Genomic DNA, 26,112 nt, shown 5'->3' with positions numbered 1-26,112 from the left:
ATGGGAAACGTACAAAGCCAACTATTTTTCAGCTCTTTTAATCCGTTCTTTTTGGTTTACGATAATATACCGTAAACCAAAACACAGTAGTCAACACAACACCTAACAATGCATAAGTTATTATTGATTCAATAATTAATCGACCCGTTACATCAGTAAAAGCAGGTATAAATATAAATACTATTGATGGAATAACACCAACCATTAAATAATATCTCAATCCAACGAGCTCATTATGGCTCATCCAAAAGTGTATAGGCAAAACATAAAATACCAATGCCGCCGAACTAACTAAACCACCTAATGTTGATGCGAAAAGCAAGTGAAAAAACAGCACATTAAAGTCAGTCAAGAACCACATATATAAAAAAGACAATCCCCAACCGGTAATAATTGAATTTCTTAAACCTTTGATTGCCAATTTCAAACTAATAACCCTTAATTTCTGCATAATAAACTAATTTAACTTAGCTATTATTGTTAAAGTACGGTCCAAGCCAAGCTTTAATCGCCTTTGCGTTGATTTGTTATGTTTTTATATAAAGAACAAGTAGAGTTCCAAAAGTCAGTATTACTTCTCTAATTTTGATTCGATTTTAATGCTAATACTGCAAAACATCACCACCAAGTTGGTATAGAATTAATTAAACAACCCTACTAAATGCCCGCTTTTTGCTTTAAGAAATTAACTACACGATGTCTTTCTTTTTCATAGTACTCTTCACGTTTTTCCATATGAATTGTTGGACTACAAGCACCAACAAACAGCCCCTTTTCATTGGGATAGGCAAATACAGCATATTTCCCCTTTTGTTTAAAGGGAAAGCCACATGCAGCAGGGTCTTCCCTTGTTGCCACTAATACTTTTTCACCCATAAATCCTTTATAGCTTTGCTCTACAGCTATAGTCACTGCCATTGATTTAGAGTAATTAAACCAACCCTCTTCCTTAGTTTTTATTATCTCAATTTTTTCAACTGTCCCAGTAAAAACAATTGGATAATCATTAAATGCCTCTTTTATATCATAACCTAGGCAAGTACATGCTAACGTATTAAAACTAAATAAAATTAATAACGTACTTAAAGTTTTCAAGTGTTCCACCTTATACAAATTACGTTTCAATAAGAAGTGGATAGCATCCGCGATTTCCCTCGATAAAACTATAGGGGCATACACGAAAAAACTTCCACCCTTACTCATAAGATTGCTAGCAACCCATAAATAATATTCAAATTTAGATGACTAACTCAATTCGATTTACAAGTTAATATACGTCCTATCACATACTAATTTTTCTTTTTACTAATTTTTGGATTATTTCGTATAGAAAACACCAATGTAAATAATAACGACATTATTAACTGAACTGCAAAGTTAGAAAAATAGCTTTCTCTGGTCATTTGAGATGCGAGATTCCACACACCCATGTTGGTAAGAAAAACGATGATGTTTCCACCAACTTGGTGACGAAACCTAAAACAAGCAAAGTCTTCAATGCATAATTTATACTTTTCATCTAACTTCAACTTTTTCTCCCCCCTATTTTGAAAAATGAGCAAACTATCAGCGTTATCAAGATCCGCTTGTTGATGTCGTTATCAGTTTTTTCTTCTGGACAATTCAACAAGTTTTTCATTGATTTCCTTTATTTGATACTCATTATTCGATGACTTTTTAACTTCTGTAAGTGCTAATTTATAGGCGACATCTAAGGCGTGCTCGCGTGAAACCTCAATATGAGGCTTAACCCCAACCGACTCCCAATTAGTTTTTGTATTAGGGTTAATTGACTTTGCAATGGGGATACCTGCTCTAAAACCATTTCCTAATTCATAAAACTGCCAAGGGTTTGCACCACCTTTTGTTATTTCTCCTACTAAAGTGGCTCGATTGAGGTGCTTTAAGTTATAAGCAAACTCTTCTGCCGCTGAAAATGTATCACTGCTGGTAAGTATGAATATAGGTGCATCCAAATTGATTGAGCCATTAAGTTTTTCCAATGTATAAAATTCACGCGTGGAGTCTGTTGCTCGCCAATAAATACTGTTTAAATGCGTATTCGGCTTTAGAAAATAACTACTAATAAACTGGACCATTTCCGCACTACCGCCACCATTTTTTCGAAGATCAAAAATCAGAGCATCTGCATTTGAAACAAACCCAATTATACCTTCTACTGTTTTCTTAGAGCTCTTTGATAATGCGTCAAACCCCCAAAAATCCACATACCCTACATTGCCATCCAGTATTTCAACTCGATTAAAACCTGAGTTTTTCCTGTTTAGTTTAGCAAACCAAGGTTCTCGCTTTGGTATCTGTTTTTTACTTGCTGCTGGGTTTCGCCATTGCACAGTAAAGTGTTTGTCAAACCTTTGCAGCTCATCTGTCAGAGAAGAAGCAAACAGCTCATGCGAGTGGCTATCAGAAAATGCCCGACTATATTTGAAGTTTGCGAGTGCGCTTGAAATTTCATCGATCTTTTTTACTTCAACATACTCTTGCTTAATACTATTCGTAAGCTCATTTAATATATTAGCTCTATCAACAGCACTGATATCAGCAAAGGCAAATGAAGAAAAAGTAAGAAAGCTGCCCCATATAATACCACCCTTAATATACATTAAAACTCCCTCTTTCAAACAACTTACAAGTTCATTACAACTAAAAAACACTACTTTATATGATTATATGCTCTATATTAATTTACTTTAACATTGCATTAAAAATTATTAATGACATAGATTATAACCTTTGAAGGTTCAATCTGTTACCCGGTTATTAAATTACAAAATTAAAATCTATAAATTTCCAGACTTTAGTTTTAGAAAACATGACAGTGTGTTCCTTATTCAACTTTATCGAAGTGTAAGTTACTAAAGCAATACTTTTTATACCCCGTATGTTTTTTTAAACTTTTCAAGATAAGGCAAAAATTCATGATACTTATCATTTATTTCATGGATGATATCTGAAAAGCGTTTTAATACCTGAGAACTTTGCTTTTTTTCTAATCTTTTTGGGTACTTTGAGTTTTCGATGTCATTGAGCATATAGTAAAAATATTCACAATCCTCTCGCGCGTAATTACCATCCGTATAATCACCGCATTCCAATAGAAATTCAGCCCACGATATTTTATTCATTTCATAACGAAGCCATTGAGCAGCAACAAATTCGTCATTGCATTTCTCTGCATCAAAACGTTCAAATGGTTCTGAATATGCGTATGTATTTAAACAATCAATTGCAGCCTCTTTACTTCGAGTTACCGCCAGGTCCAATATCCAAAATGGAGGCTTATTTTCAGACAAAATTATTTCATCTGCCCAGCATATGTAATGCTTGTAACAGACCAACTCAGTATCGAGCAAGGTTACAAAGCTAACAGCTTCTCTCTTTGTTATGACTCTTTCTAGCATGATGCTTCTTTTGATTGAATACCTTAGGAATAGATAATTACATAATTAACCAAGCTTAATGGAAATTGAGCTTCAATAAATATTGAAACGCCCCCCTATCATCGTTTTATTAAGTACCGTTTGGGATACTATGTCCATAACTTATAGCAAGATTTCTCTGACTAGATGACAAAGCTGACCAAATCACATGGACACGGTCCAAAGGCATATCAGCTAAATCTTTTTTATATTTATCTTTTTTTAAACTTACTTTAAAAAAAGATGGGCTATGGTCGATGTTATTTATTTTTAAACGCCACAAAACAACGAATGCATATTTCGGAGTTAAAAACTGATTTCTTTTATAAAACTCCAATGCGTTCTTTAGTATGTTATTACTTTCTGTTGCCGCCAGCTCAACCAAGGCCTTTATGCAAGTGTCCAAGCGCATATCTAGAGTTAACGCATTCAGTTTCTTCTTAGCTCCATCAATATTAAGAAGAACCCCTTTATCAAAAACTTGAACCTGAAATTTAAGGATACAACTAGAGCCAACCCACAAGCAATTGAAGGTATTTCTATTTTTTATTTCGAAATGATACCTAAGTTGCTCTTGATTACACAATTCACAATCTTCAATAGGTTTTCCATGGTCTTGTAGATTTTCAGTAAAATACCATTCTTGCAAAGCTTCATGTAATGTAGTGCTCTCAGACAATGGTAAAATATTATCTGTTATTTTTTTTGGATATGTGGCAATAACCCCTCCTTGAGTTATTGACCCTGCATTAGGTAAAACAACTATACCTGATAGTTTTGAAGCGCCTCTGCATTTGTTATTCGTTGAGTATATAACTTGCCTAAATCATCATTCGAGCTAATTGAAGCAAAATGGGACTCATCAATCATGATAAATTGTTCGTTAGTTTTTCTATTTATTTTGATAGTGCCAACTTCTAGAGCTTTTAATGCACTGATCCACAACCATTTATCTTTCACATCAGTTTTGTATGCATACCAAAGAGGCATTCTAAATAACCTCTCGAAAGTTAAAGACTTTATCAGTTCACTTTGCAGATTCAGGCTGTAAGAGTTATTATATTTCTTGTAGTTTTTTACATCGACTGCAATCATTCCGATTGATTCCAATAAAATCAGAAAATCAGGACGTTTAAGGCTATTTTTAAACAATGTACTAAAAGTTTCTTCTGATTGCTCAATATATAAAAAAGACACATTATTTGACTGTAACCAGTCATTAAAAGCTAATTCTCCTACCTGTCCTTTTTCAATAATCGATAGTGATGTGCTTATCGACTTTTCTTGCTCTGGCTCAAAGTCGACCTCTATAAACTGTTCCCAATCATCTGTATTGAATGTGCCGAAACCATCAATCCAACCACTTACCCACTCATCATTACCGCACTTATCACAAGTTAAAAATTGCGAAAACTCAGCCCAATCGTTTTTATTTAGCTCTTCTTCTTGCTGGTTATAGTAATTATGTGTGCCAATCTTTTCGCATTTTAAACATCTATAGTATGTCTCACTTAAATCATGAATATTCAAATTAAAACCTTTTTTATATTATAAAGCTTGATGTATCCAGTTATATTAGTAATGCCAATCGTCTACTAAAAATACAAAGGTGTCGATCGACTAATGATGACCAGAGGGCTGTAGACCAGATTTATATTGCACCCAAAACAAGAGCAACTCAATAAAGTGAATTGGAAATCTTTGTATTTTTTCTCCACAGCGTTCAAACTATTGGTAGTAAAATCAAAGAGAATACAGTGCAGATAATTAGCGAAAAATTTGAGCCAAAACGCACCAGAGTCATGATTATATATTCTGAGGTATTAGAAGCAGAAAACCTTATTTCAGAAAATAGAATCGCCTTACCTGTACCTGCATGGGTTTCAACTGATATTTTCAACCAAATAAGTATAAATACCAAACATAATCATAAACTGCAAACACCTCTAAAAGTAAAGGTAACTCAACTAACAACCGAATAATACCCAAAATAGCTAGAGCTATTGCGCACTGTACAGCGGTTAAATACCCAGAAAGCGCAATTGTTGAATTTTTAACAATCGGTATCAATGCGCCTTGTATTAAACTAACTAAGAAAAAAACTCCAACGACAATAAGCTCTTTACCGATTTTAGTAAGCACCACCATAACTGCTCCTAAACTCAGCATTGAAAAAACCTCAATAGTGCTGCTTATATTCCCACCGCTGGAAATATATAGCCGAGGGTTATGTTTTATTCGTTTTTTAATTTTTGAAAGGTATTCACTATTAATCTGCATCGAAAATAACATGTTAAGTAACTGAATACCAAAACTCAGTCACCTAGATTCATTTTTCAACTTACTCAAAGTCTGAGGGGCAACACCTAGATAAGAGGCGATATGATAGGACTTAACTTGACTAAATATGAGAGGATACTCATCCAGAAGACGTGCATACCTTTGGGCTGCGGTCTCTGACATAAGAGAAAGAACACGTTTGTATGTTGCAGAATAATAGGTGTTATGTAGCCATATTCTCGCCAACGTGTCCCACTTTTTATCTCGTGATATGAACTTATCGAGCTCCTTTAAAGACGCTACATAAAAAACCGAGTCTTCCAAAACTTCAAAGTTAAGCATAGAGCCAGCTTTTTCATAAAAACTGACACTGTCATCCATAAAGTGGTTTAAACCATGTTTGCTTTTGCCCCGAAAGTAAAGTTGCCATGTATGCTCTTTACCATTCATGTCAATTAGATATGACCTAGCTAAGCCACTTTTAATAAACCACATTTCACTAAATACCTCACCGGCATGGTGGACTATTGTTCCTTTTTTAATATATTTTACATCTAAAAATTCGCAAGCATGACTCCATTCCTCATCATTAACTGGAATGTAATGCTCAATCATTTTTCTTATATATTTCATAACATTAAGGTGTTTTTTATAAAGTACTCAGCCAAAAGAAAAAAACTTTGAGGAAACAGTTATTAAGAACTTTCCCACACAGTCAATGTATCAACGACATCACCTCTGTAAAATTGACACTCAAACTCATCAAAAGAAAGTCCTTCTAGCGCTTTTTCAAGGCGGTTGAGTGTAGATTGAATACCAAATGACTTCGAACTCGCAGAAATATTGTTACCATTGATGTCTATAAAAGACCATATTCCAATAAAGCCAACAACTGCGTGGTAGCTATATTCAATCTTATTCAGCTCTGAAACCCTGATCTTTTTTGGCTTTCCAAAGTGGTACTTTCGAAGGAAGCCATGTTTATATCGAACAATTTCAAACATTATAAGTCACGTCACTTTCAAAGTGGCTAAAACAAAAACGTTACCATGCAATTAACCCCCAATTGAAAAATTTTAGTACGCCTTCTCACGTCAAATTTTCTTCAGCTTTACACCTTGATTAAAAACCTAATGGTTATAACAAAGCAGCTAACTATTCGAATTTAATTTCAACATCGGAACTGGCGATACATTAACATTTCCCGAGGTTTTACATTAGCACGTTCAATTTTCCTTTATTCACAAATATTCCATAGTACATTACATTTATAAAATTATTGGAGTCTGTTTGGTTGTTTAGTATTTTTTAAAATCCGCAAAGTTCCGCTGTCTCAAGTCTAGATATCGTTTCTTTAGCTCTTGCTAATAAAGCTTGAGACTCAATTTTTTGGAGCCCTTCAATATTCCCATCATATAGCTCTAAAAAATCAAGGTATAATTGAATACTCGCACAACTGTTTTTATAAAACTCTTCTGAATCTTGAGCTTCATATGCCTCAAGACTAATGAGGTAACTCTCCAAAACTAACGTATAATCCATTTGTAATTTAACAGTTCCGGAGTATAAATCGAAAACTCTTTCTATAATCTTTTCCGAAGCTGACATAGATGTAATAACGCCTAAAACGACAACTAAAAAATACAATACGAATGCTTTTTTCATGGGTACCCTAAAACATACATAATAATGACTGCCACACGATGCTAGTTATTACAATTTCATGGGTTAGCTTAAAGCCAAAACAATAGTTAATTTGCAAAATTACTAAACTGTTTAGGCAAACATGAACGAAGATAGCATATTTGTTAATAACTTGGAAACCCATAAAAATCTTGTCGAGTAGGCTTGTGTTGAAGATAAATATGGTACATCTCCGTTGATCGTTTATCAGCTAGCTAAAACTAAATAATCAACAGGTATGTTGTGAAGAACAGGGAATTACAACGAAAAGCCTACGCTTTACAACTAGAAAAGCACTTTAAAACCACCAAGTTAAAACCCAAGTATTGTCACCACTCTTGTGACTCAATAAATTCGCACAACACTTGATATACGATATAAGATGAAAGTCTCGCAAACTTTCTTGTTTTTTGAGAACTTAAGTCTGTGGATGCCCTGCTTTTAAATCTTATTAAAAAAACAGGGCAAGAGTAAATATGTCAATTTGATGCTAGGTGTCTACTTTATACTACGGGCTGCGACACAGGTTTTACAAATTTAGGTTTGGCCAAACGATTAAGGTATTTAATGCCATTCAATTGGCAACAGTAATCAACCAAAAATGGAGCTGGTTTGTTGTTTTCTATAATATTGACATTATGCTTAATGAGGGCTGGCTGTTGTGATAATAAATAACTATCACTGATCGGTGTATATTGTTCATTCCAGTCTAATACCGAGTTATACTCAGAATTATCAGTTAAATGCGTTTGCAATACGTAGACCTGATTAGCGTAGCTACTGGTATTTCTTAAGTTAATGGTATTATAAATCTCATTAAAATATTCTTTATCCAGTTTTTTTCTTCCATGCCAAGGGCTGCTGAAATTGTTCTTACAAGGCCAGAGAACGTCATATTTTATCGCTTTTTCAGCCGCTTCCATATCATCTAAGTCTTTAAAGTAGATAATCATTTGCTTGTTGTCTGACAACAAATTCGCCAAAGGGGCTGTTTCAATATCAATACTGCCATCGTCTTTCACAACTTTATTCGCTAAAAAGTGTTTAACCAAATCACACAACTGAGAGTATTGAGGCGTTGTTAACTTGCTGTGAGTTAAACTCATCACAACGAATTCTTCTTTTTTGGCACTGTCTGTGGAATCAATATCGAGTAACTTGAATTCTTGTGCGGCCATACTGAGGGGTTGGTACCAAATATTGTGTAAGAGGTCAGTATCCGCTTCCAACGATAACAATTGACTATCTCCGGTACTAAATAACGCCGCCGATTGCGCATTCCAAGTCGGGTAGTTTTTATCAAATGTGGTTTTCTTTACGACTGATAATTGATAGTCAGTTGCAATTGCTAAATCAATATAGGCTCGTGTACTGATCTGCCCATCAAACTGGGTGTAACTCAAAACAACATTGTTATCATTGTTAGATAAGCAAACAGCGATTTCCCGCTCTATTGGTTCACCTGCAGGCTTTAGGATCAGCTGTTCCGATGAAAACGTGACTTTACCACCGTCCAAACTGGCAACGACATAAACCAAATCTTTATTTTGATTGCTGTAGAACAACAGACTCTTTTGCTTACCTGGCAATGTTAATAACTTCGGATTGGTTCCATTACATTGTGATACTTTACTCGATTCCAACTTTACCAACTCAGATCCATCTGGTGCGATAGAAAAGTGATTAAACCATAGCTGATCATGCTTGTTGTCATGTTCAGTTTTGTGCACTTCCAAAATGGTTTCTTGGTCTTGAGCACATAATACTGCTAATGTTGGTTGAACTCCGCTGGTATAATTGGCTTGATTGTGTAAATCAAAAGTTGGCTTGCCATCAATTATTTTGCCTAGTGTGTACCATAACTGATCTTTATTTTCCGATTTATGCACTTCTACGACTTGACCAGAGTTTGTAGTCACCACAGCTGGTGTCATGCCATAATTATATGCTTGTTCACTTTCCCACTTTAATTGGCGGTTCAGTGGATCATATTCACCAATGCGATAATATAACTCAGTGGCCGACTTTTTCTCGTTATTAATGCTAAAAAGTCTGGTGCTGTGGTAAAGCAAAGCAAATGTATTATTTGTCAAAGGTAGTATGTTTGGCGACTCCCCATAGGCAGAAAGCGTATTATAGCCTTTAAAAAAATCAGAAAAGCTACGAAGTAAAGTATTATAGCTTGCGCCATAACTTGGGTCCTTACCGCCGTGGTATTCAACCAGCTGATTTTTGTAATCGCTAGGTCTAGAGTCAAAATAGCGGATCCCCATCATCAGTTGCTGATAGATATTGTGCTTTGTAGTGATATATTTACCGGTATTGCCTGTAATAAATGAATAAGACGCAGGATGGTGAACACCTGCCATAGCAATATTTTTTATCGGCTGAGATTGGATTTGCACTGCCATTTCCTCCATCCAAACTGAAGGGTTGTATGATGTCGTCATTTTGTTCTCTCTTGTCTTGGTAAAGTATCAACAGTCAACGATTAGGTGGTCCCGTATCACGCTACAGTTCCTTTTAAAGATTGAGCTGTTTGTCGATATTAGGGGCAAATCGTCATATCTGCCCCTGCGCTCTAGTCGTGAACGCTCTGTTAAGCTAGGATCGCTAAGTTGTAATAGAGGTTGTTGTTCCCACCGCCATTGTGGATATCGAGTGTTGTTCCATCGGACATGCTTGCGACACAAGGATTATTACCGGTATCGTAATAATTACCCTTGCTACCAACCCAAGTCAGACGGTCAGAAATTACCTTACCAACAAGGTAATAGAGATTGTTATTACCACCGCCATTATTGATTTGCAGTAAGGTTTCGCGACCCACTGCGGTAATAGCTGGTTGGTTTCCAGTGCCATACTTGACACCAACTTGGTCTTTCACCCAAGTTAATTGATCATTTTTGTATTTACCAATACTGTAATATAAATTGTTATTATCACCCCCATTGTAAACTACAACAACAGTATCATTGTTGAGTACTGCCACGCTCGGGTTGTCGCCAGTGTCAAATTTAATACCATTACTGCCTTGCCATTCAATTGAGCTCTGTCCAACTTTACCAATACGGTAATAGAGATTGTTATTACCGCCGCCGTTGTGAACCTCAATAATGGTATCGTGATTGAGTGCTGCTACACTTGGGTTATCACCGGTATCATATTTTACTCCGTGATTTCCAACCCATTGGATAGTATTGGCTTGCACTGTACCGATACGATAATAAAGATTGTTATTACCGCCACCGTTGTGAATTTCGACCAAAGTGCTGTTTTCAAGCGCAGTCACACAAGGATTATCACCAGTATCGTATTTTGTTCCATGTTCACCAATCCAACTAAGAATGTTGTTACTAATATGCCCTATACGATAATAAAGATTATTATTGCCACCGCCATTATGAATATCAATCACCGTACCGTCTTGCAGTATCGCAACGCAAGGTCGGTCACCAGTATCGTATTTGACACCGTTTGGACTATAAACAACCCATTTGTTTTCTGAAAAAGGTTCATTGGCTTCGCCATATTGTATGATATAGCTGTCAATAGCAGTCGCCAGTGCTTGTTGTTTTAATTGAATGTTTGCATCATCAGGAAAATAATCAGCACTAAGTAATTTAGATAAAGGCTCTAATTGAATATCAATCGGAGCTGGCGATTCTTTAGTGCTAGCAAGAAATTGACTGATGTCTTCATTTTGACTGCCGCCGATGTACAGGGCCGCTTTTTGGCCTGATTTGGTAATTTGATTGAATTCTTGTTGTTGTTTCTCATCCAAACCACCTGAGCCGCCTACGGTTACTTCCTCAAACGTACCTTGCGCCCCCATGCCTATGTTTATGCCTTTTCTTGTCAGTTCAGTATAAGCCTCTTTGGTTAAAGTAATGCTTTGTGATACTCGCCCACCAAAGGCAATAGATTTGGCATAATGCGTACCAAATTTATCAATAAAATCATAGAGTTTTAATTTATTTAATTCGTTTAATTCATTTGATTTTTCTGAGTCTGACTTTTTTATTTCGAAGGAGGTGGGAAGTTTAGCAACTTCGGCTTTAAACGATTGGTCCAAAGGGAGTCTTGTGGTTGAGGATTCATCCTCTATCTCCACTACATAACCATGATATGTTGCTTCTGTGTAGGTCTGAAAGTTTTCGGTTTGACCAACCTCTTTTTTAAAACTTTGATAAGATTTGCTAAGACTGAAAGAAAAGAGGCCAGGAATCCCTATATTAGCGCTGGCCTGTCGGCTGAAAGTAGATTGGAAGTCATAGGCATTATAAAGAAATTCAGATTGACTCAGCGATTCTCCCCAATTGTCTGGTTTGTAAAAGGTGCCATCTGGAATACTTGCAGTGCCATCTGGAATGAGGTGGCTTTTTTCGTCCGCTCCAACAGAAAAAACAGGATGCTTAGTGCCTGAACTTGCTCCCAAGTAATATGGGTTAATATCTAACAAACTATAACCCAGTCCTATGAAGCCAATATTCTTTAACATTGGTGCTTCTTGTGTATGTTCATCCGTCATTTTGATTTCTTCTGTATCAAGGCTTTCAGGTCTCTGCGCTTTACCTTGAATATCTATTCGTTCAGAAATATTCATTGTTTTGTCCTATTTCAATTTGATTACTTTTCGCCGAAATTTGTGCCAATTTCATAGCAAGTGCTGGCCAGCTGTTGAAATAAGGTTAATGTAATCCCGTAATAAAACTATTACATAGCCATTACAGGACTGATGTTTGCGTCTCTTCTGAAAGTAAATAAAAGTTTAGCTAATCGTTTTTCGATGGGTAATAGAAAAAGAAATTGTGAATAAACTAACGTTCCCTCGTGATACATACTGAAAATACACTGCTTAGCAGCTAAAATTAAACGTGTTGATATTGTGGTCTAAATGAGTAAATTGGAGGCTAGGCATGCAGCACTTGGAATAAGATGATAAATGTATACTCTGGCAATATCAGATATCAATCTACGACAGTTATAGTATATCTACACACCCTTCCCTACTAAAAAAAGTGTTCTGCAACATGCTAAATCAATAATAGTGACTTTAACAAAGCAAGATGGTTGTTTATACAGATGAAAGTAAATAAAGGTTTAATTGCTTTTTTAAACAATTCCTCTACGTTTTACTTCTTTTTTATACAAGGATTCGTTATAAAACCAATAGCACAAAAATCCAAAAAACATGACTAATGAGTAAATAAAGTACTGAAGAATATTATCGGATAAAAACACCATCAAACTTTCAGGCTCTAAAGACGGAGAAAGAAATATAAAATTAAAAACCATGTACAAAATGGAGGTAGGGACCGTTGTACTTAATAACCAACTTACACATCCTTTAACACGTAATTTTTTCCAATTATTAAATGTTCTATCGTTCATTAAATAACTCTTTTATAGTAGTAAAACTTGAATTCCAAGAAACCCAAATCCCTGCCAAATTTTTCATATCATATAGCCTCATAAAGTATTAAAGTACCTTTGCTTCCTTCATTGCTATTTTCAACAGCTTTCATATTTTCGATTTTTTTCATATCAATTAAAACAATATGACTCAGTAAGCATCTCATCAACATCAAACATTACATAATAAGAGTACAGCTCCCCTTGGTTTATAAGTCTCTAACCACTTAAATGGCAAATAAATAACCTGACGATAATCTCAAGCACAGCAACAACAGCTAGACTTGATTAGGCCAGTTTTAGTTGCTCATTAGGTAGCGCTTTTAAACCAATCAGCTTGTGTGATTTTATAAACGCAATGTTCACGCAAATGTTTAGGGCTAGGGACATCTGGATGTAAAAAACTTTCTCCAGTGTTAACCATTTCCAGCCTTTCCATTACTGCGCGAGAAGATTTGTTATCTACAACAGCAAAAGAAAAGATTTCATCAAATTTTAATTCTTCGAACCCTATTTGAAGTACAGCTTTTGCCGCTTCCGTAGCATACCCGTACCCCCAATATTTCCGTGCGAATCGCCAAAGAATTTCTACACATGGAGAGTGCGGCAATTGCGAAGTCGGGCTATATAGCCCAACAATGCCAATAAACTCTTTTGATTCTGCAAGTTCAACAGCCCAAACTCCCCAACCGTTTTTTTCAATTAAGGATTGGCACTTTTTTGCTGTGTCGTCGCTCTCCTCACGATTCAAAGTATGCGGAAAAAACTTCATTACTTCAGGATCTGAGGACATTGCATAGAATGCATTTAGATCATCTGACACCCATTGACGCAGTAGAAGCCTTTTAGTTTTGGGCTCCAAAATTTTAATCATAATGTAAACTATCCTTGTATTACCTTAGCCCTCTGGTAAGAGGCAAAATATAGTTGCCTAAAGTATGGAGCTCAAACTACCCCACTTTTACGTGGTCAATTTTTTAATCGTTTTGTTAGTTGTATTACTAACCGTTACCAAAGCGGCGATAAAAATCACAGCCATTATATCTACTGCTATGAATGGCTCAGCAATTTTGCTCGTAAATTCCTGATACAATAATCCTGGGGTGAAATTAGCGGAAAGACTTAATGAAGTTGTGTCAGCGAATGTGATACCCAAATATATACCGCCTAAACCGCTATAGTTTATAAATGTTGAGCCCAATCCAAAAGTTACTAGCTGTAAAGATTGATTTATAATTGACAACCAATAAAACCTTTGCAGCCCTTTTAGCGCTGTATAACCAGCAAAAATATTCAATAATATTACGGCAAAAGCAATAGATATCGTCAAGGCTGAAATGTTTTCTGTGAAAAACACTAGAAATGGTGTCACAATTGCAGCTGCAATTTGGAAGCACCCAATAACCTTTACTCTTTGCTCTGCTAATTTAAATGTTTCTTTTTGAGATACTTCTTCAGCTCTATCAATTTCTTCTTTACGACTTTCAAGCTCTCTTAATAAAGCCGGATAATTCTCAGAATTCGGGTCAATTTTGTCTTTAACATCCATTAACTCATTTATTGAGTATGTAGAATAGTCAATTTTTGTCATAAATATCTCAAGTGCAGCTAACGATTGCCAAACCAACACCTAATAGCAAGCTAAAATTAGCGAAAAGGGAACGTAAACCTGCTATTTTTCGTTTTTTTGGGGTCTAAATTACACTAGTCTTCTAAACCAAGTATGGTAATTATAAAATACATTAGCCTATGATTAAACCGGTTTAAAAACCAAAATTATAAGCATTACAGAGCAAAAAAAAATAAACTCAGCTATGGCTATAAAAATCAAAGCCTCCTATTTATAAAATCAAAGCAAAAAAAGAATAACTCCTGTGCTTAGCATTGCTTTTTAAGTTAAAGATAAAAACTTTGAGCAAGAAGCAAGGAGCAATAACATTGTTACTTTAACTCAATAGTTTTAGTTAAACATGACCCACTTGTTATTTGAAATGATATACACTATTTAAACAGGGATGGAGTTAGCGCTAAGGGCGCTATTAGCGGTGAACCGACTATATTACCAACGAGAAATAAATAACTTGTTAATTTTCACCCCTAAACACTTGAATATAAAGTAACCTAACAACTATTTTTACCTTTATCAAATTCACTCAATTTTACGTTTAGTAAACTAAGCTTTTTAAAGTTAAAGAGAAGTTAGATCAAAATGATAATACAAAAATTAATATTTTACTCACTATTGCCCTTATAACATAAAGCCCCATTCATGAGCGCATAATAACAGACGAAAAGTTGCGGTGAAGAAGCATAATTTTACTTAAACCATTTAAGTAAGCAATCCGGTCCACACGCTAAATGATTGGTAGTACTGAAAAGTCGATTGTGTCAAAGGAGTATTTATTACTCATAGCCGCAAAGCCATGCTTTTGCTATCCGGTCCCCTCACTGACAAACCTGAGGTAGCATTTCATCGCCTCGTGCATGTTTTATTAAGTCGATAATAGCAAGCATATCTTCATCGTCTTCATCCATTCCAACTTCTACGAACCCGAAGCTAGAATAAAACTCCTTTGCAACTGGGTTAGCTGGATCATAACAAATTTCGATCTCTCGAAGGCCCGGGGCTTGCTTAATTTCATCCAAGGCAAGATTTAATGCTTTACGCCCAATCCCTTGTTGCTGATGCTTTTTATCAACCATGAAACGCCATATCGATATTTTTTCAAGGGACTCTTGCACCCACATGAAAAATCCGACTGCCTCTTCATTTAAATATATTGCCCTAGTTTCATAACCATTGTTGAACATTGACTCAACCAATGAATACATATTACATGCAACATACTCTTGCTGCTCTTTTGTGACATCAAGCTCGCAAACTTCTTCGTAATTTTCCTTAGTTACTGGACGAAGTGAAACTTCCACAAATTCTCCTTAGCCTTGCAGACTTCTAGCGATAATTCTCGTGTATCCAACTTACCCACGACTGAGGCACACGCAAAATTAAGCTAATTTAACCTAATACTTTTAGTAACTTAACAGCTAAAACTCACACTTTCAATTGAAAATCAGCATGTCGAAATCGAAAGCTTATTTATTCAGCCATAACCTGGTTTGCTTACTACTGTGTTAAACAACTTAGAAGCTAAAAGATTATTTTTTCTAGCACTCAAACGATATACCCGATAATGTTTTACTGCTTGTTGATCTTCTTCCTTTTTAATTTGCAGGATTCCAGCTTAAAGCTGTACACTTTTCAGTAAGTGAAATAGTGGTTTATAGATACCAAAGTCACCTTATTTGAATCTGGCAGACTTCAACTCATAATACAGCGCTCTACAAACGAGTTAATAGAATATATTTCGCCAATATTTATTTTACTTCGCTAAGAATCTTCTCCATAAAAATGGCATTTTCGCCATAGTTTGCACATACATTAGCTCCTTTGACCTTCTGGAATCCAATCAACGACCAAAAACTATCGGAGCCTTGTACCGCTACCAAGCTTACTTTATGAATTCCTTTTTTCTGTGCTATTTCTATCAATTTTAAGGCAGCCGCCCGACCTATTCCTTTCCCTTTTGAATAAGGGGCTATGGCCATATCATGTAAGTATAAATACTCACAATAAGCGATATTTGGTAAAGGCTCGAATAACTTTGGTGGCACGATGCCACTCCATGGGTGGGCTAATACATATCCGAGTACATCTCCGTGATTGGATAAACATACAAAACAAGTATCAGAAGATGCGTAATTTTTACTTTGAAGCACCTCTAGTTCTTCAGTACCAATCTCTTGGTAAGATTTTTCTTGAATGTCTAAAATGCTGTCCCAGTGCATTTCTTCTATTTTACTAAATATCATACAACTCCTCATATACATCGCAGCAGTATCGATCTGTTATATACACATACCTTATCAATATGTAACCAAATTACATACAGTTAAATAGTGGTAAAGCAATGTCACTTATACGATGAGTTTGTGCCTGTCCTTTGTGAATCTATAGTTGGCTAAATGTGTATTGAAGCGAGACCGTACCAACTGTTGCGAGCCACGCTTTAGTGGCTTGTTATGTTTCAGATACTTGATGAAACCGCCAAATTGTTTTGTTTTGAAAAGCGTATAGCGCTAAAACAAAATAAAATGAAAAAATTACGACTACTGTAACTGTGTCTAAGCCGCCTTCTTCGAACCATCCAATTAGTTCGTCAATGATCCCTAGAACCAACAAAGATTGCCAGAATGTTCTGTTAAGGAACCGGATACCTAGAGCATAAAATATACAACCAATCAAAATTGAAGAGGTCATCAAACTTCGTATTACCTGAATAACATCAGGTGAGTCTACAAAAAACGAAATTTCAATATAGATATAAAGGTGGAATATAAACCATGGAAGCCAGAGCAGCCTCAGTGATTTCCATTTTGTAATTTGCATCGTACTTCCTTTGAAACATAACGCCAGCCTAATAGGCGGAAAGGTTTGGCTAAAATTAGGAACTAAGTGACGCAAGCCAAGTTTTGGCGTCCTTTGTTTAATTAACTTTTATACCAACTTGCCCAAGCTTTAGGGGCCGGATGTTTTAATTTATATGCTTGAATATCGTCTTTACTTGCGTACTTTAAATAAACACCAAAATAATCAGTTAGATATTCTTCACCTACACCCATTCGCCAAAATATATTGCTAGGTTCATATTCAGGAAACTTCTCCCAAGGAGGTAACGGAGGAGTCGCTTTTAGCTCATTTTCAAACCTTTGCTGAAGCATGGTTTCCCAATCCTTTTTGTGTTCAAGATAAGCTTTCCAATCTTCAGCCGAAATTCCCTCTGGTGGCCCCATTTCATTTGAAGCCATAGCAGACCCTGCAATCATAAACAAACTTAAAAATATAAAACGAATCATCATCAAAAAACTAACGCTTGCCGTAAACGGCACTATATAGCAGGCTAAAATTAGGAGTGCAACGGACACAACCTGCAGTTTTGCGTCCATTGTTTAATTAATTTATTATGTCTCTTGTACATAAAACTGTTAAGTTATCGTTAGGGTCTTTAGTTTCCCATTCGATTTCATTAATGAAAGTCGTTTTGTAAGGTGTTTTATCATTTCTTAAATCATCTCCCATTTCATTAATCACCTTGTCGGAGATAGCTTCTAAAGGGTCATCTAAAACATCAATTTTGACATTTCTTAAATCATATATCATTTGCGATGATTCATACGTAAAGCTACCTTCTTCATTAACTAGAACAGTACCAAGTGGAATTTTGTTTTGATAGAGCATTTCTACATTAGAACGGTAAGAGTAAGTGAAATTACTTATATCGTACGAATACTGCATTGTTTCTTTAATTGTAACTTCTTCCTCTTCATAAGAGTTAAAGCAAACCCAGTTACCATTTATCAATTCTAAATGTAATTTATCACTAGCATGAACACTGAATGAAAGTATAAACAATGAAATTAAATATTTTCTCATAGCCCCCCTTGAGGCATAACCCCTGTCTAATTGCTTGTTAGCACAACTCCTGTTAAGGGACTGATAATGTTTGGCTAAAGTTGTGTGGCGAAGCGAAACCGAGCCAAACTTTAGCAGTCCTGCTTGAACAGCTTGTCATGTGTTAATCCATCTTATCTAAGATTTCTTTTGCTGTAATCACATAATGTGTAAGACTTTGCATTCTTTTTAAAGACTTACGAATTTCGTGGTTATGTTTATTTATCTCTTGATTCACACCTTCGATATTATGCTCAAGAAACTCTTTAAGATCTTTGTGATGTATAGATGCAATAACAGGTGTTAATTGCTCTAACTGCTCTTTCGTTTTTCTCGGTGATCTAATTCTAGGGTTTGCCAACCCCTAATGGTGTGATGTAAAGACATGTCATTTGCATCTTAAAGCACAGTTATTACAACGCCATCTTTTTCTTCGAGAGTAAAACGTAATTCCCTTTGTTTATTCTTTCTCATAACTCTGGCTTGACATATAACGCCTTAATAAACAGCGAAAAATAGCAGACCAAACTAAGCGAAGAATGAGCGCAAGCCTGCTGTTTTGCCTCCACAGTTTAATTAATTTGTTATGTGTACCTTTACAGCGGCGCCTCAAAAATAATATATAAAACACAACCATAAGAGATTAATAAATTAACCCAACAAATTCTTTTTAATAGGTGATTTAAGAGCTTATGTCCGAACCAAAGTATCACGGAATTGATTAAAATAAATAAACAAGCGGAAAACATAAAGTATGCGGCCACAATTAAAGTCTCATGTGGTGCCTTACCTATATGAAACCAATAATGAATAAGTAAATATATAAGCCAACCATTAAACATCGCGACTGAAAAGGAGCTTAAAAATATAACTATTGGAGATATTTTTCGTTCTTCCACATTCCCTCTGTTACACATAACGCTTATCTAATCGGTAAATTGCTGCTGGCTATACTGCGCGAAGCGCCAGCCAGCTGCAATTTATCCGATTGAGCGCCTTGTTATATTTTTTTAGCACTAAAGGTAATAGGCACTTCGTTGATGAACCAATTAACAATACTATCTACTTCCATGAACACTTTGCTTTTATAAGCATCTTTTATTGATACCGTTCCGGCATTACGATCAACATCTGCGTAATTATCTGACAGGTCAAAGCTCTTAATGAAGGGCTGCATAGTAATTCCATCTTGTATTGCTGGGAATATTATTTTCATTGTGTGCAGATCTACTGCAAACATTTCAACTGCGACATGACCAGAAAGTCCATCCTCAAAAGATTGAACGCCGATACCTTTATTGTACAGAGGGGTTTCGCCGTGATAGTAGCGCCATGCGGGTTTTGCTATGATTATTACATCTAAATCATACCTATCTTTTACTTCAGTTAGTGCTGGAATGAACTTTTCATAAACAGAGCTAAAACCGTAAGATATCGCGTCTCCAGCCCCTAAGTCAGCTTCAAGACTTGCTACTATTGGCGCATCTATCAACCATTTCTTCTTTGCGGCTTTAACTAAGCTAGCTTCAACCTTCTCTTTCAACCCCCAACTTACATCAACAACAATATCTTTCTGTTGGCCTGAACGAGCTGTGGTTTCATCCCAGATATTATTATTTGTTTCATCTGTCACACTAGAGTAAATACCAATGCGAGCTTCACTTGTTAGATTTATAGGTCTTTTTGAAGCACAACCTGAATTAAGAACGATTACACTAAGAAATAGTACTTTTGCAAGATTTTTCACCAAAGTTCCCTTAAAAATATAACGCTTTACTAATAGGCGCCAAATGCTTGGCTAACATTGACGACGAAGGAGCACAAGCCTGCTATTTTGTGTCCACGGTTTAACGGCCTTGTTAGGTGTTACCTTCACCAAACCTTAAATTTATAAATTTTATAGCCTCATACAGCAAGAAAACAGCCATTATATAAATTGGCCAAATAGATACTTTTAATAAACTTGTGCCACAATCACCATTACCATAACGCAACATTTCTATACCAGATGGAATACAAGCGATGGCAAATATAGTGATAGGAATATACAAGCGCTGGCGTTTTTTAATATACCAAATAAAAGTTACTATAACACCAATAAAAAATGAAATTAAAAGTAAGTTAATTGAATCATTCCAATTTTGCTCATAACCAACACCACTAAAGCATGCGTATGAACGCGAGGAAAATAATAAAATTAGTAGCGTGATACCAAACTTCATGTAATACCTAACGCCCGCATATGCGGGGCAAAATGCTTGGCTATAATTGGTGAGGTACGAACCAAGCCAAGCTTTTTTGGTTCCGCTCATAATGCACTTGTTAGGTTTCAGACCTAGTTTAAGCACTTTATTTTTCTGCAAGCCAGATTTCACAAATTAAAATTAAAATTAAACCTACTATAGGCGGAAGAAAATAGACATAGCTACCAATGGATATATCCCAAAAATCACCATTTAAAAAAACTGGTGGCCAAGTCCATACAATCGTAAGTGCAGCAATTGAAGAGCCACACCCTACGGTAATTCCCAATGTTAACCACGCCTTAATTTTTAGCTTGCTAATTGGTAGATTTAACCAAGTGAAAGTGGCCGTACTTAAACCAATAAAGCCACCGAGAGTAACCACAAACAAATCTAACGATGCAGCTTCACCTAGTAGGACCGCTATTCCTGATGCAGTTAAACCCAAAATTGCTGGAATACCAGCTAAATACCCACCAGCACCAAAGAATAAGTACCACAGTTTACGCGTAGTCAAATTCATGTTGAAACCTAACACTCCAATAAGGGGCTGATAATGCTTGGCTAAAATTGTGTAGCGGAGCGAAACTGAGCCAAGCTTTAGCAGTCCCGTACTTAATTGGCTTGTTTTATCTATAAGCTTACCAAACACCAAGAAGCTCTAGTGTATAAATGATACCTACCCCAAACATGGCGAGACCACTAACTTTAAGCATAAGTTTTTTGTGAGCTAACTCAGCTTAATCCATTTTTTCAGAGTTTTTAATACTTATATAACCAAAGCTTTGGCATAAACTAAAAATACCTAAACCGAAACCAGCGATCATCATTGCTAATTGAAACAAATATATTCTCCTTTTTCACATTAGATATAACATCTTTATCTACGATAAATGTCGCATAACAACAGCGTAATGTCTGCCGTATAACAACAGCATAAGAGTTACTCCAAACAGAGCTTAAACAGCTGAAATTTCTGCCTGACACTATTGAAAAGATCAAAGTAATTTTAAAAAAGAAATACAACAACACAGTAATGAACACCGCATATAAGATACCACTTTCCTTGCTTTCTTTTTTATTCAACGCTTGACCTTACAAAGCGATATTACATTTTTATCTACGACAAATATCGTATAACAACGACGTAATCTCTGCCGCATAGCCGCAGCCATTTATATGCGCACCTTAATACCTTCAACCATAACAATAAGTTAAACAAATGTCACCAAATGAGGAATGGTTAAAATACGTCAGTTGTCGCATAACAGTGATATGTGACTGACACCGAAAACTATTTAGATACCCATGTAAATAAGTCAAAATTGAACTTGCTATGAAATCGCCCTTTTTATCCATGCTCCAAACGCACGTACGACTCGCAAAGACATGCCAAAAACACCGCTTCGAATTACTTCTAGTGAATAACCGCCTTTATCTGGCTTCAAAATTTATTGCCCTCAAAAGTACTTGATGAGGAGATGAAAGAGCAATTTTTGACTCACCTAGTTAATCAGCAAAACGATTCTTAAAATATACAACTCTGACGGCAAATATACGGATACGCATATACCAAAGAGATATACTGAGCTCTAGTTGATATACAAAAATTCAAAGATAAATAAAAACCGCAAACAAACGATTTGGCTGGCATTATTTACGGCAAAAAATATAAATTGCGCCAGTCCAAAATGATCCGCTTAGATACTTTTAAATGGCTGCTTAACTTTATTACAAACCAAACAAAAATTATTATTAAGTTTAAGAATGCAATTTCAGAACGCGTGTTGGGTATTATTTTTCGCGGCTCTCCTAGCTCTAGAAGTCTCAAAATGCACAACCAAACATAATATCGGCTTAACTTGTTCATCAGACGCATAATAAATATCATTGCCATAAACCTGAACAGATACCAGTGCACCTCACCACGACGACCATCGAACAATGACTAACGCACCGGCACAAGAGCCTAAAGGTCGGAGGCTGCTTAGCTATAATGACTGCAAAAATATCGGCACCAAACCAAAAACTAACAAGGTACAGGCGATAAGTGACAGCAATGACCCAAATCTAACCATAACCTTAACCATCAACTCTAAAGTCGCATTTGCCGAGTACCCTGCGCCAGCAATTGGAAGTGCCTTACTTGCACCTGTGACAGATGCAACCGTTATACCTAGCCAAATAAATACGAAACCAAATGCACATCCATAAGCTGCAAATATTGCAACTAATGCCGGCAGCTCAACTAATGACCACATAACGCCTAGGATTGCTAAAGCCATGGCACATTGCACAGCAGTCAGGTGCCCAGAAAGTGCCATACGCGAGTTTTTGACTTTAGGTATCAATGCTCCTTGTATTAAACCCGCAAGGAACAACACCATCCCAATAAAGATCAGCTGTGTACCTACCTCTGTAAGTTCTAACATGATGTACCCCTTGCTGATATCTCGTAAATTTCAGAGAGGTTAACTGCATTCCAGCAGCTGCTGATGTATAACCTACGGCAATGCTCACGTTGTGCGTTTAATTCTTGAAAGGCTTTCATTGTCAATCTCCATTAAAAAAACACATGGTAGATAACGAAATACCAGAATTCATTCACCTAGATTCATTTTTTAATTTACTTAATGTCTGGAGGGCAACTCCGATCTAAGAAGCAATATGATATGACTTTACTTGCTGAAATATTTATAAGCACTCGTCAAATAGGTGCATATATAATTGAGCTGTGGCCTCTGAAATGAGTGAAAAACGCGATTGTATATTGCAAAGTAGTAAGTGTTATGTATTCAAACTATGGCTTCCTCTTACTTTTGATCTTGAAAAATAAACTTATCAAGTGCACCCAGAGGTATTACATAAAAGATAGAATTTTAGATAACTTCAAAACTAAGCCAAGACTCCGTTTTTCAAAAAAGCTCCACTATCCTCCATAAAATGCTTTAACCCATGTTTATTTTTTACACAAAAATAACGTTGCCATGTATAGTCTTTGCCGTTCAGAATAGCCAAGCATGAATAGGCGACACCTCTTTTAATAAATCATATATCACTAAATACTTCACCTATGTGATGAACTTTTATGCCTTTTTAACATGCTTTATGTCAAATGTGCAGCTAAATCAGACATTTGAAGATTGAAGTTCAAGCTTATCAGAATATTAATTTATAATTTGATTAGCAATCGCCTAATATAGATATCGCTTGGCTGATAACCTAATAAAGTTTCCAAGCCTGATAAAACTCAAGCTGTGCCTTTACTGATAAGCATTCTTGCAACCAGTCATTACTTTTTGCAATATCAATTAATTCAGAAGGCTCATTATAAAGCTTCAATGCATCTGACACATCTATCGTTACTGCACTCTCAAACTCTTTTAAAAGCACCTCAACTTCATATATTAAAGATTTACAATCTGATTTTTGGGATACTTCGAGATGCGCTAGCAAAATTTCAATTGCAATGATTTTAGGCGCTCTGTACTTATCTTTTTTAATTATTCTTAGTAACCAATTCCACATATTTTCCCTATATCTTTAACACCGAGAAAAGCCGGCGGTGAATTCCTAGCTGAAATGTACGAAGGACAAGCGCCTGCAAAGATTTTATTAATTATTTTAATAAAGTGACTTTACTCGAACACCTCAAAATGGCTGACACGATAGAAGCACTCATCACCTTCAATGTCTTTATTCCAATCAACGTGTATAGCTGTTGGGAATACATAAGTTGGATGATAATCTAGTTTTATGCAAGATTATTAATTTCATGAGTTAGTTTATTTGTTCACTTAAGCAATATTTCACCGCACTTAAAAAAGCAAACCCCGCATAAAATACCATTAAATCACCTACAAGCATTCAAAATTTTGAATATTAGGTAAAAGCTCAGATAATTTTACAGGAGCCTTATCACATTATGGGGGAGTGAACATATATCAAAATACTTCCCTAGCATTTTACACAGATAAAAAACACGCGCCTAGCGTAGCACCATTTTTATTTTTAAAACGATTAACTTTTCAGGGAAAATATGATGTGAAGACTTATTCTGAATGTCTAATATACTCCCAAATCAATGTCTTAAATCGTTCTAATTATAATGCAGCTTCTTAATCGCTCCTCGTATATTTAGCCAACGCTTAAAACAAAGTTAAACGCTTACTTAAATTACAATTCTAAACCCAAGGATTTGAGTGCAGATTCACCTTGCTGTGCACTTTGAAATTGAATTGCTTCCATGCCAACCGCTTTTGCACCAGCAATATTATGGGGCATGTCATCTAAGAATACCGTTTCATTTGCAATTAGCCCATACTGCACCAATAATGCGTGATATATCTCAGGTTGTGGCTTTAGCATACCTAGATCAGCTGAAATAATAGTGCCATCAAACAAGTCCCAAAAATCATAGGAAGCTTTCAAAAACTCAACTGTTTCATGGACATTGTCTGTTAACGCATATACACCATAACCAGCTTGTTTGACTCGTTGGATCAGTTCTGTAGATTTATATATTAAAATTTGCGTATGCTTTATGTAGTAAAAAAGCCGTTTGGTATCTTGTGCGCTGAAGTTAAACTCTCGTTGATACCTGCATTGAGTCTCATGCTCAGTGGTAATGCCTTTGTTAATGTCTAGCCAAATTTCTGAACCAAACACTGATTGGGCCAACTGCTCACACGAGTCTGATTCTGGAAAAGTCAGCTTAATTATTTCTTGTGGCGACCAACGCACTACAACGTTACCTATATCAAAAACAACATTTTTTATCTGGCTATGTGCCATGATTATTCCTTAATTTTACTTTTTAATTTCACAGATGCCTTTATATTCATAAACTCATCTATTTGGCTTGTAGTGCTTTACTAAGCACAGGCAATAACAAATCTAGATTGAATTATTGAAATCCGAATTAACAAAGACCAACTAAAATATATATGAAGTTTATATCTAAGAAATGAAAAGGTTAGTTTTAAAACTGAAAGTAGGTCAATTAAGACCTACGACAAGGGTTAAGGATATTTACAAACACAAGCAATGCTTGTTTTTTTCGTTAGCAGTCGTCTGAATAACACTGCCAAGAAACCTGGCACTTCACGGTTGGTAAACAACCGATTGTTTCAAAAGTTTGTCCACCACCAACCTGAGGTGTCTGTTGATTATTAAGCGACTTTTTAGACGCGCTTAGGTTTTTCACTTTCTTTTTGCTTAATTTAAGTAACATTATAATTTCCTTTGGTTAGTTACATTCAACACAGACACGATATCAGGTTTTTTAATCCTTAAAAACCTTATTTTTATGAAATTTTATACTTTTTTGATCAAAAACATAGATTTATATTTCATTATTATGCCATTTTTTTGAATTTACTAATTAAATAATGTATTTAATTTGAGCAGATTTAACACTGCTGTATAAAAAGGGAATAATTTTTCTCATTTCATTACAAAACCAGTACGTTATTATTAGATAAAATTCACTAGAATATTTTCTCATTTAAGTACTTAATGATTAGATCAAATTGATCGATAA

At 35.7% G+C, this 26,112-nt stretch carries 27 protein-coding genes; all 27 read right to left on the bottom strand.

Translation table 11 applies throughout. The annotated features are described in order from the left end of the window. Positions 1-37: 37 nt before the first annotated feature. Positions 38-427: a hypothetical protein gene (locus QNM16_RS03535; RefSeq protein WP_284019200.1), complete on the bottom strand. Its 390-nt coding sequence runs from the start codon at positions 425-427 to the stop codon at positions 38-40. Between the two features lie 230 nt (positions 428-657). Beyond that, the gene (locus tag QNM16_RS03530; protein ID WP_284019199.1) at positions 658-1,095 is read right to left on the bottom strand and encodes a hypothetical protein; all 438 of its coding nucleotides are present in this window, start codon (positions 1,093-1,095) and stop codon (positions 658-660) included. A 506-nt stretch (positions 1,096-1,601) separates the two neighbouring features. Then, complete coding sequence (locus QNM16_RS03525) at positions 1,602-2,624, bottom strand: S41 family peptidase (protein ID WP_284019197.1); 1,023 nt, start codon at positions 2,622-2,624, stop codon at positions 1,602-1,604. A gap of 267 nt (positions 2,625-2,891) precedes the next feature. Continuing rightward, the gene (locus QNM16_RS03520; protein WP_284019196.1) at positions 2,892-3,422 is read right to left on the bottom strand and encodes a hypothetical protein; all 531 of its coding nucleotides are present in this window, start codon (positions 3,420-3,422) and stop codon (positions 2,892-2,894) included. 109 nt (positions 3,423-3,531) lie between these two features. After that, positions 3,532-4,119 (bottom strand): hypothetical protein, encoded by a 588-nt coding sequence (locus QNM16_RS03515; RefSeq protein ID WP_284019195.1) that lies wholly within the window; start codon positions 4,117-4,119, stop codon positions 3,532-3,534. An 83-nt stretch (positions 4,120-4,202) separates the two neighbouring features. Continuing rightward, complete coding sequence (locus tag QNM16_RS03510; protein ID WP_284019194.1) at positions 4,203-4,970, bottom strand: hypothetical protein; 768 nt, start codon at positions 4,968-4,970, stop codon at positions 4,203-4,205. 366 nt (positions 4,971-5,336) lie between these two features. Continuing rightward, positions 5,337-5,720 carry a hypothetical protein gene (locus QNM16_RS03505; RefSeq protein WP_284019193.1) on the bottom strand — a complete coding sequence of 128 codons (384 nt, stop codon included), beginning with the start codon at positions 5,718-5,720 and terminating at the stop codon, positions 5,337-5,339. A 39-nt stretch (positions 5,721-5,759) separates the two neighbouring features. Continuing rightward, complete coding sequence (locus QNM16_RS03500; protein ID WP_284019192.1) at positions 5,760-6,335, bottom strand: Crp/Fnr family transcriptional regulator; 576 nt, start codon at positions 6,333-6,335, stop codon at positions 5,760-5,762. A gap of 80 nt (positions 6,336-6,415) precedes the next feature. Continuing rightward, entirely contained in the window at positions 6,416-6,724 is a 309-nt protein-coding gene (locus QNM16_RS03495) for a hypothetical protein (protein ID WP_284019190.1), read from the bottom strand. A gap of 304 nt (positions 6,725-7,028) precedes the next feature. Next, positions 7,029-7,385 (bottom strand): hypothetical protein, encoded by a 357-nt coding sequence (locus tag QNM16_RS03490; protein ID WP_284019189.1) that lies wholly within the window; start codon positions 7,383-7,385, stop codon positions 7,029-7,031. Positions 7,386-7,906: 521 nt separating this feature from the next. Further along, positions 7,907-9,853 carry a PI-PLC domain-containing protein gene (locus QNM16_RS03485; protein ID WP_284019188.1) on the bottom strand — a complete coding sequence of 649 codons (1,947 nt, stop codon included), beginning with the start codon at positions 9,851-9,853 and terminating at the stop codon, positions 7,907-7,909. Positions 9,854-10,002: 149 nt separating this feature from the next. Continuing rightward, the gene (locus QNM16_RS03480; RefSeq protein ID WP_284019187.1) at positions 10,003-12,009 is read right to left on the bottom strand and encodes an MAC/perforin domain-containing protein; all 2,007 of its coding nucleotides are present in this window, start codon (positions 12,007-12,009) and stop codon (positions 10,003-10,005) included. A gap of 1,119 nt (positions 12,010-13,128) precedes the next feature. Then, positions 13,129-13,692, bottom strand: a complete 564-nt coding sequence (locus QNM16_RS03475) for a GNAT family N-acetyltransferase (RefSeq protein ID WP_284019186.1) — start codon at positions 13,690-13,692, stop codon at positions 13,129-13,131. Positions 13,693-13,779: 87 nt separating this feature from the next. Beyond that, entirely contained in the window at positions 13,780-14,409 is a 630-nt protein-coding gene (locus QNM16_RS03470; protein WP_284019185.1) for a hypothetical protein, read from the bottom strand. An 854-nt stretch (positions 14,410-15,263) separates the two neighbouring features. Further along, positions 15,264-15,746, bottom strand: a complete 483-nt coding sequence (locus QNM16_RS03465) for a GNAT family N-acetyltransferase (protein WP_284019184.1) — start codon at positions 15,744-15,746, stop codon at positions 15,264-15,266. A gap of 447 nt (positions 15,747-16,193) precedes the next feature. Then, positions 16,194-16,688: a GNAT family N-acetyltransferase gene (locus QNM16_RS03460; RefSeq protein ID WP_284019183.1), complete on the bottom strand. Its 495-nt coding sequence runs from the start codon at positions 16,686-16,688 to the stop codon at positions 16,194-16,196. Between the two features lie 208 nt (positions 16,689-16,896). Further along, on the bottom strand, positions 16,897-17,265 hold the full coding sequence (locus tag QNM16_RS03455) for a hypothetical protein (protein WP_284019182.1): 369 nt from the start codon (positions 17,263-17,265) through the stop codon (positions 16,897-16,899). Positions 17,266-17,366: 101 nt separating this feature from the next. Then, positions 17,367-17,735 (bottom strand): hypothetical protein, encoded by a 369-nt coding sequence (locus tag QNM16_RS03450; RefSeq protein WP_284019180.1) that lies wholly within the window; start codon positions 17,733-17,735, stop codon positions 17,367-17,369. A 94-nt stretch (positions 17,736-17,829) separates the two neighbouring features. Further along, on the bottom strand, positions 17,830-18,309 hold the full coding sequence (locus tag QNM16_RS03445; protein ID WP_284019179.1) for a hypothetical protein: 480 nt from the start codon (positions 18,307-18,309) through the stop codon (positions 17,830-17,832). A gap of 1,018 nt (positions 18,310-19,327) precedes the next feature. Then, complete coding sequence (locus tag QNM16_RS03440; RefSeq protein ID WP_284019178.1) at positions 19,328-20,074, bottom strand: hypothetical protein; 747 nt, start codon at positions 20,072-20,074, stop codon at positions 19,328-19,330. 112 nt (positions 20,075-20,186) lie between these two features. Beyond that, positions 20,187-20,549: a hypothetical protein gene (locus tag QNM16_RS03435; RefSeq protein WP_284019177.1), complete on the bottom strand. Its 363-nt coding sequence runs from the start codon at positions 20,547-20,549 to the stop codon at positions 20,187-20,189. 127 nt (positions 20,550-20,676) lie between these two features. Continuing rightward, positions 20,677-21,222, bottom strand: coding sequence for a hypothetical protein (locus QNM16_RS03430; RefSeq protein WP_284019176.1), 546 nt, complete (start codon positions 21,220-21,222; stop codon positions 20,677-20,679). A 1,339-nt stretch (positions 21,223-22,561) separates the two neighbouring features. Beyond that, the gene (locus QNM16_RS03425) at positions 22,562-23,002 is read right to left on the bottom strand and encodes a hydrogenase (protein WP_284019175.1); all 441 of its coding nucleotides are present in this window, start codon (positions 23,000-23,002) and stop codon (positions 22,562-22,564) included. A gap of 790 nt (positions 23,003-23,792) precedes the next feature. After that, on the bottom strand, positions 23,793-24,098 hold the full coding sequence (locus tag QNM16_RS03420) for a hypothetical protein (RefSeq protein WP_284019174.1): 306 nt from the start codon (positions 24,096-24,098) through the stop codon (positions 23,793-23,795). Between the two features lie 110 nt (positions 24,099-24,208). Continuing rightward, a complete protein-coding gene (locus tag QNM16_RS26450; RefSeq protein ID WP_369291456.1) occupies positions 24,209-24,328 on the bottom strand; it encodes a DUF6174 domain-containing protein in 120 nt (39 codons plus the stop codon). 418 nt (positions 24,329-24,746) lie between these two features. Next, positions 24,747-25,364, bottom strand: coding sequence for an HAD family hydrolase (locus QNM16_RS03415; RefSeq protein WP_284019173.1), 618 nt, complete (start codon positions 25,362-25,364; stop codon positions 24,747-24,749). A 268-nt stretch (positions 25,365-25,632) separates the two neighbouring features. Continuing rightward, positions 25,633-25,803, bottom strand: coding sequence for a hypothetical protein (locus tag QNM16_RS03410; protein WP_155731981.1), 171 nt, complete (start codon positions 25,801-25,803; stop codon positions 25,633-25,635). Between the last annotated feature and the right edge of the window lie 309 nt (positions 25,804-26,112).

This window comes from Pseudoalteromonas umbrosa (assembly GCF_030125375.1).
GTDB lineage: Bacteria > Pseudomonadota > Gammaproteobacteria > Enterobacterales > Alteromonadaceae > Pseudoalteromonas > Pseudoalteromonas umbrosa.
The sequence above is the reverse complement of the archived record's forward strand: the minus strand, read 5'-3'. Positions and strand labels throughout refer to the sequence as shown.

Coding starts and splice junctions, on each gene's coding strand:
- QNM16_RS03525 (WP_284019197.1), bottom strand. CDS start 2,624: ATGTATATTAAGGGTGGTATTATATGGGGCAGCTTTCTTACTTTTTCT.
- QNM16_RS03520 (WP_284019196.1), bottom strand. CDS start 3,422: ATGCTAGAAAGAGTCATAACAAAGAGAGAAGCTGTTAGCTTTGTAACC.
- QNM16_RS03505 (WP_284019193.1), bottom strand. CDS start 5,720: ATGCAGATTAATAGTGAATACCTTTCAAAAATTAAAAAACGAATAAAA.
- QNM16_RS03500 (WP_284019192.1), bottom strand. CDS start 6,335: ATGATTGAGCATTACATTCCAGTTAATGATGAGGAATGGAGTCATGCT.
- QNM16_RS03495 (WP_284019190.1), bottom strand. CDS start 6,724: ATGTTTGAAATTGTTCGATATAAACATGGCTTCCTTCGAAAGTACCAC.
- QNM16_RS03490 (WP_284019189.1), bottom strand. CDS start 7,385: ATGAAAAAAGCATTCGTATTGTATTTTTTAGTTGTCGTTTTAGGCGTT.
- QNM16_RS03485 (WP_284019188.1), bottom strand. CDS start 9,853: ATGACGACATCATACAACCCTTCAGTTTGGATGGAGGAAATGGCAGTG.
- QNM16_RS03480 (WP_284019187.1), bottom strand. CDS start 12,009: ATGAATATTTCTGAACGAATAGATATTCAAGGTAAAGCGCAGAGACCT.
- QNM16_RS03475 (WP_284019186.1), bottom strand. CDS start 13,692: ATGATTAAAATTTTGGAGCCCAAAACTAAAAGGCTTCTACTGCGTCAA.
- QNM16_RS03470 (WP_284019185.1), bottom strand. CDS start 14,409: ATGACAAAAATTGACTATTCTACATACTCAATAAATGAGTTAATGGAT.
- QNM16_RS03460 (WP_284019183.1), bottom strand. CDS start 16,688: ATGATATTTAGTAAAATAGAAGAAATGCACTGGGACAGCATTTTAGAC.
- QNM16_RS03455 (WP_284019182.1), bottom strand. CDS start 17,265: ATGCAAATTACAAAATGGAAATCACTGAGGCTGCTCTGGCTTCCATGG.
- QNM16_RS03450 (WP_284019180.1), bottom strand. CDS start 17,735: ATGATGATTCGTTTTATATTTTTAAGTTTGTTTATGATTGCAGGGTCT.
- QNM16_RS03445 (WP_284019179.1), bottom strand. CDS start 18,309: ATGAGAAAATATTTAATTTCATTGTTTATACTTTCATTCAGTGTTCAT.
- QNM16_RS03435 (WP_284019177.1), bottom strand. CDS start 20,549: ATGAAGTTTGGTATCACGCTACTAATTTTATTATTTTCCTCGCGTTCA.
- QNM16_RS03425 (WP_284019175.1), bottom strand. CDS start 23,002: ATGTTAGAACTTACAGAGGTAGGTACACAGCTGATCTTTATTGGGATG.
- QNM16_RS03420 (WP_284019174.1), bottom strand. CDS start 24,098: ATGTGGAATTGGTTACTAAGAATAATTAAAAAAGATAAGTACAGAGCG.
- QNM16_RS03415 (WP_284019173.1), bottom strand. CDS start 25,364: ATGGCACATAGCCAGATAAAAAATGTTGTTTTTGATATAGGTAACGTT.
- QNM16_RS03410 (WP_155731981.1), bottom strand. CDS start 25,803: ATGTTACTTAAATTAAGCAAAAAGAAAGTGAAAAACCTAAGCGCGTCT.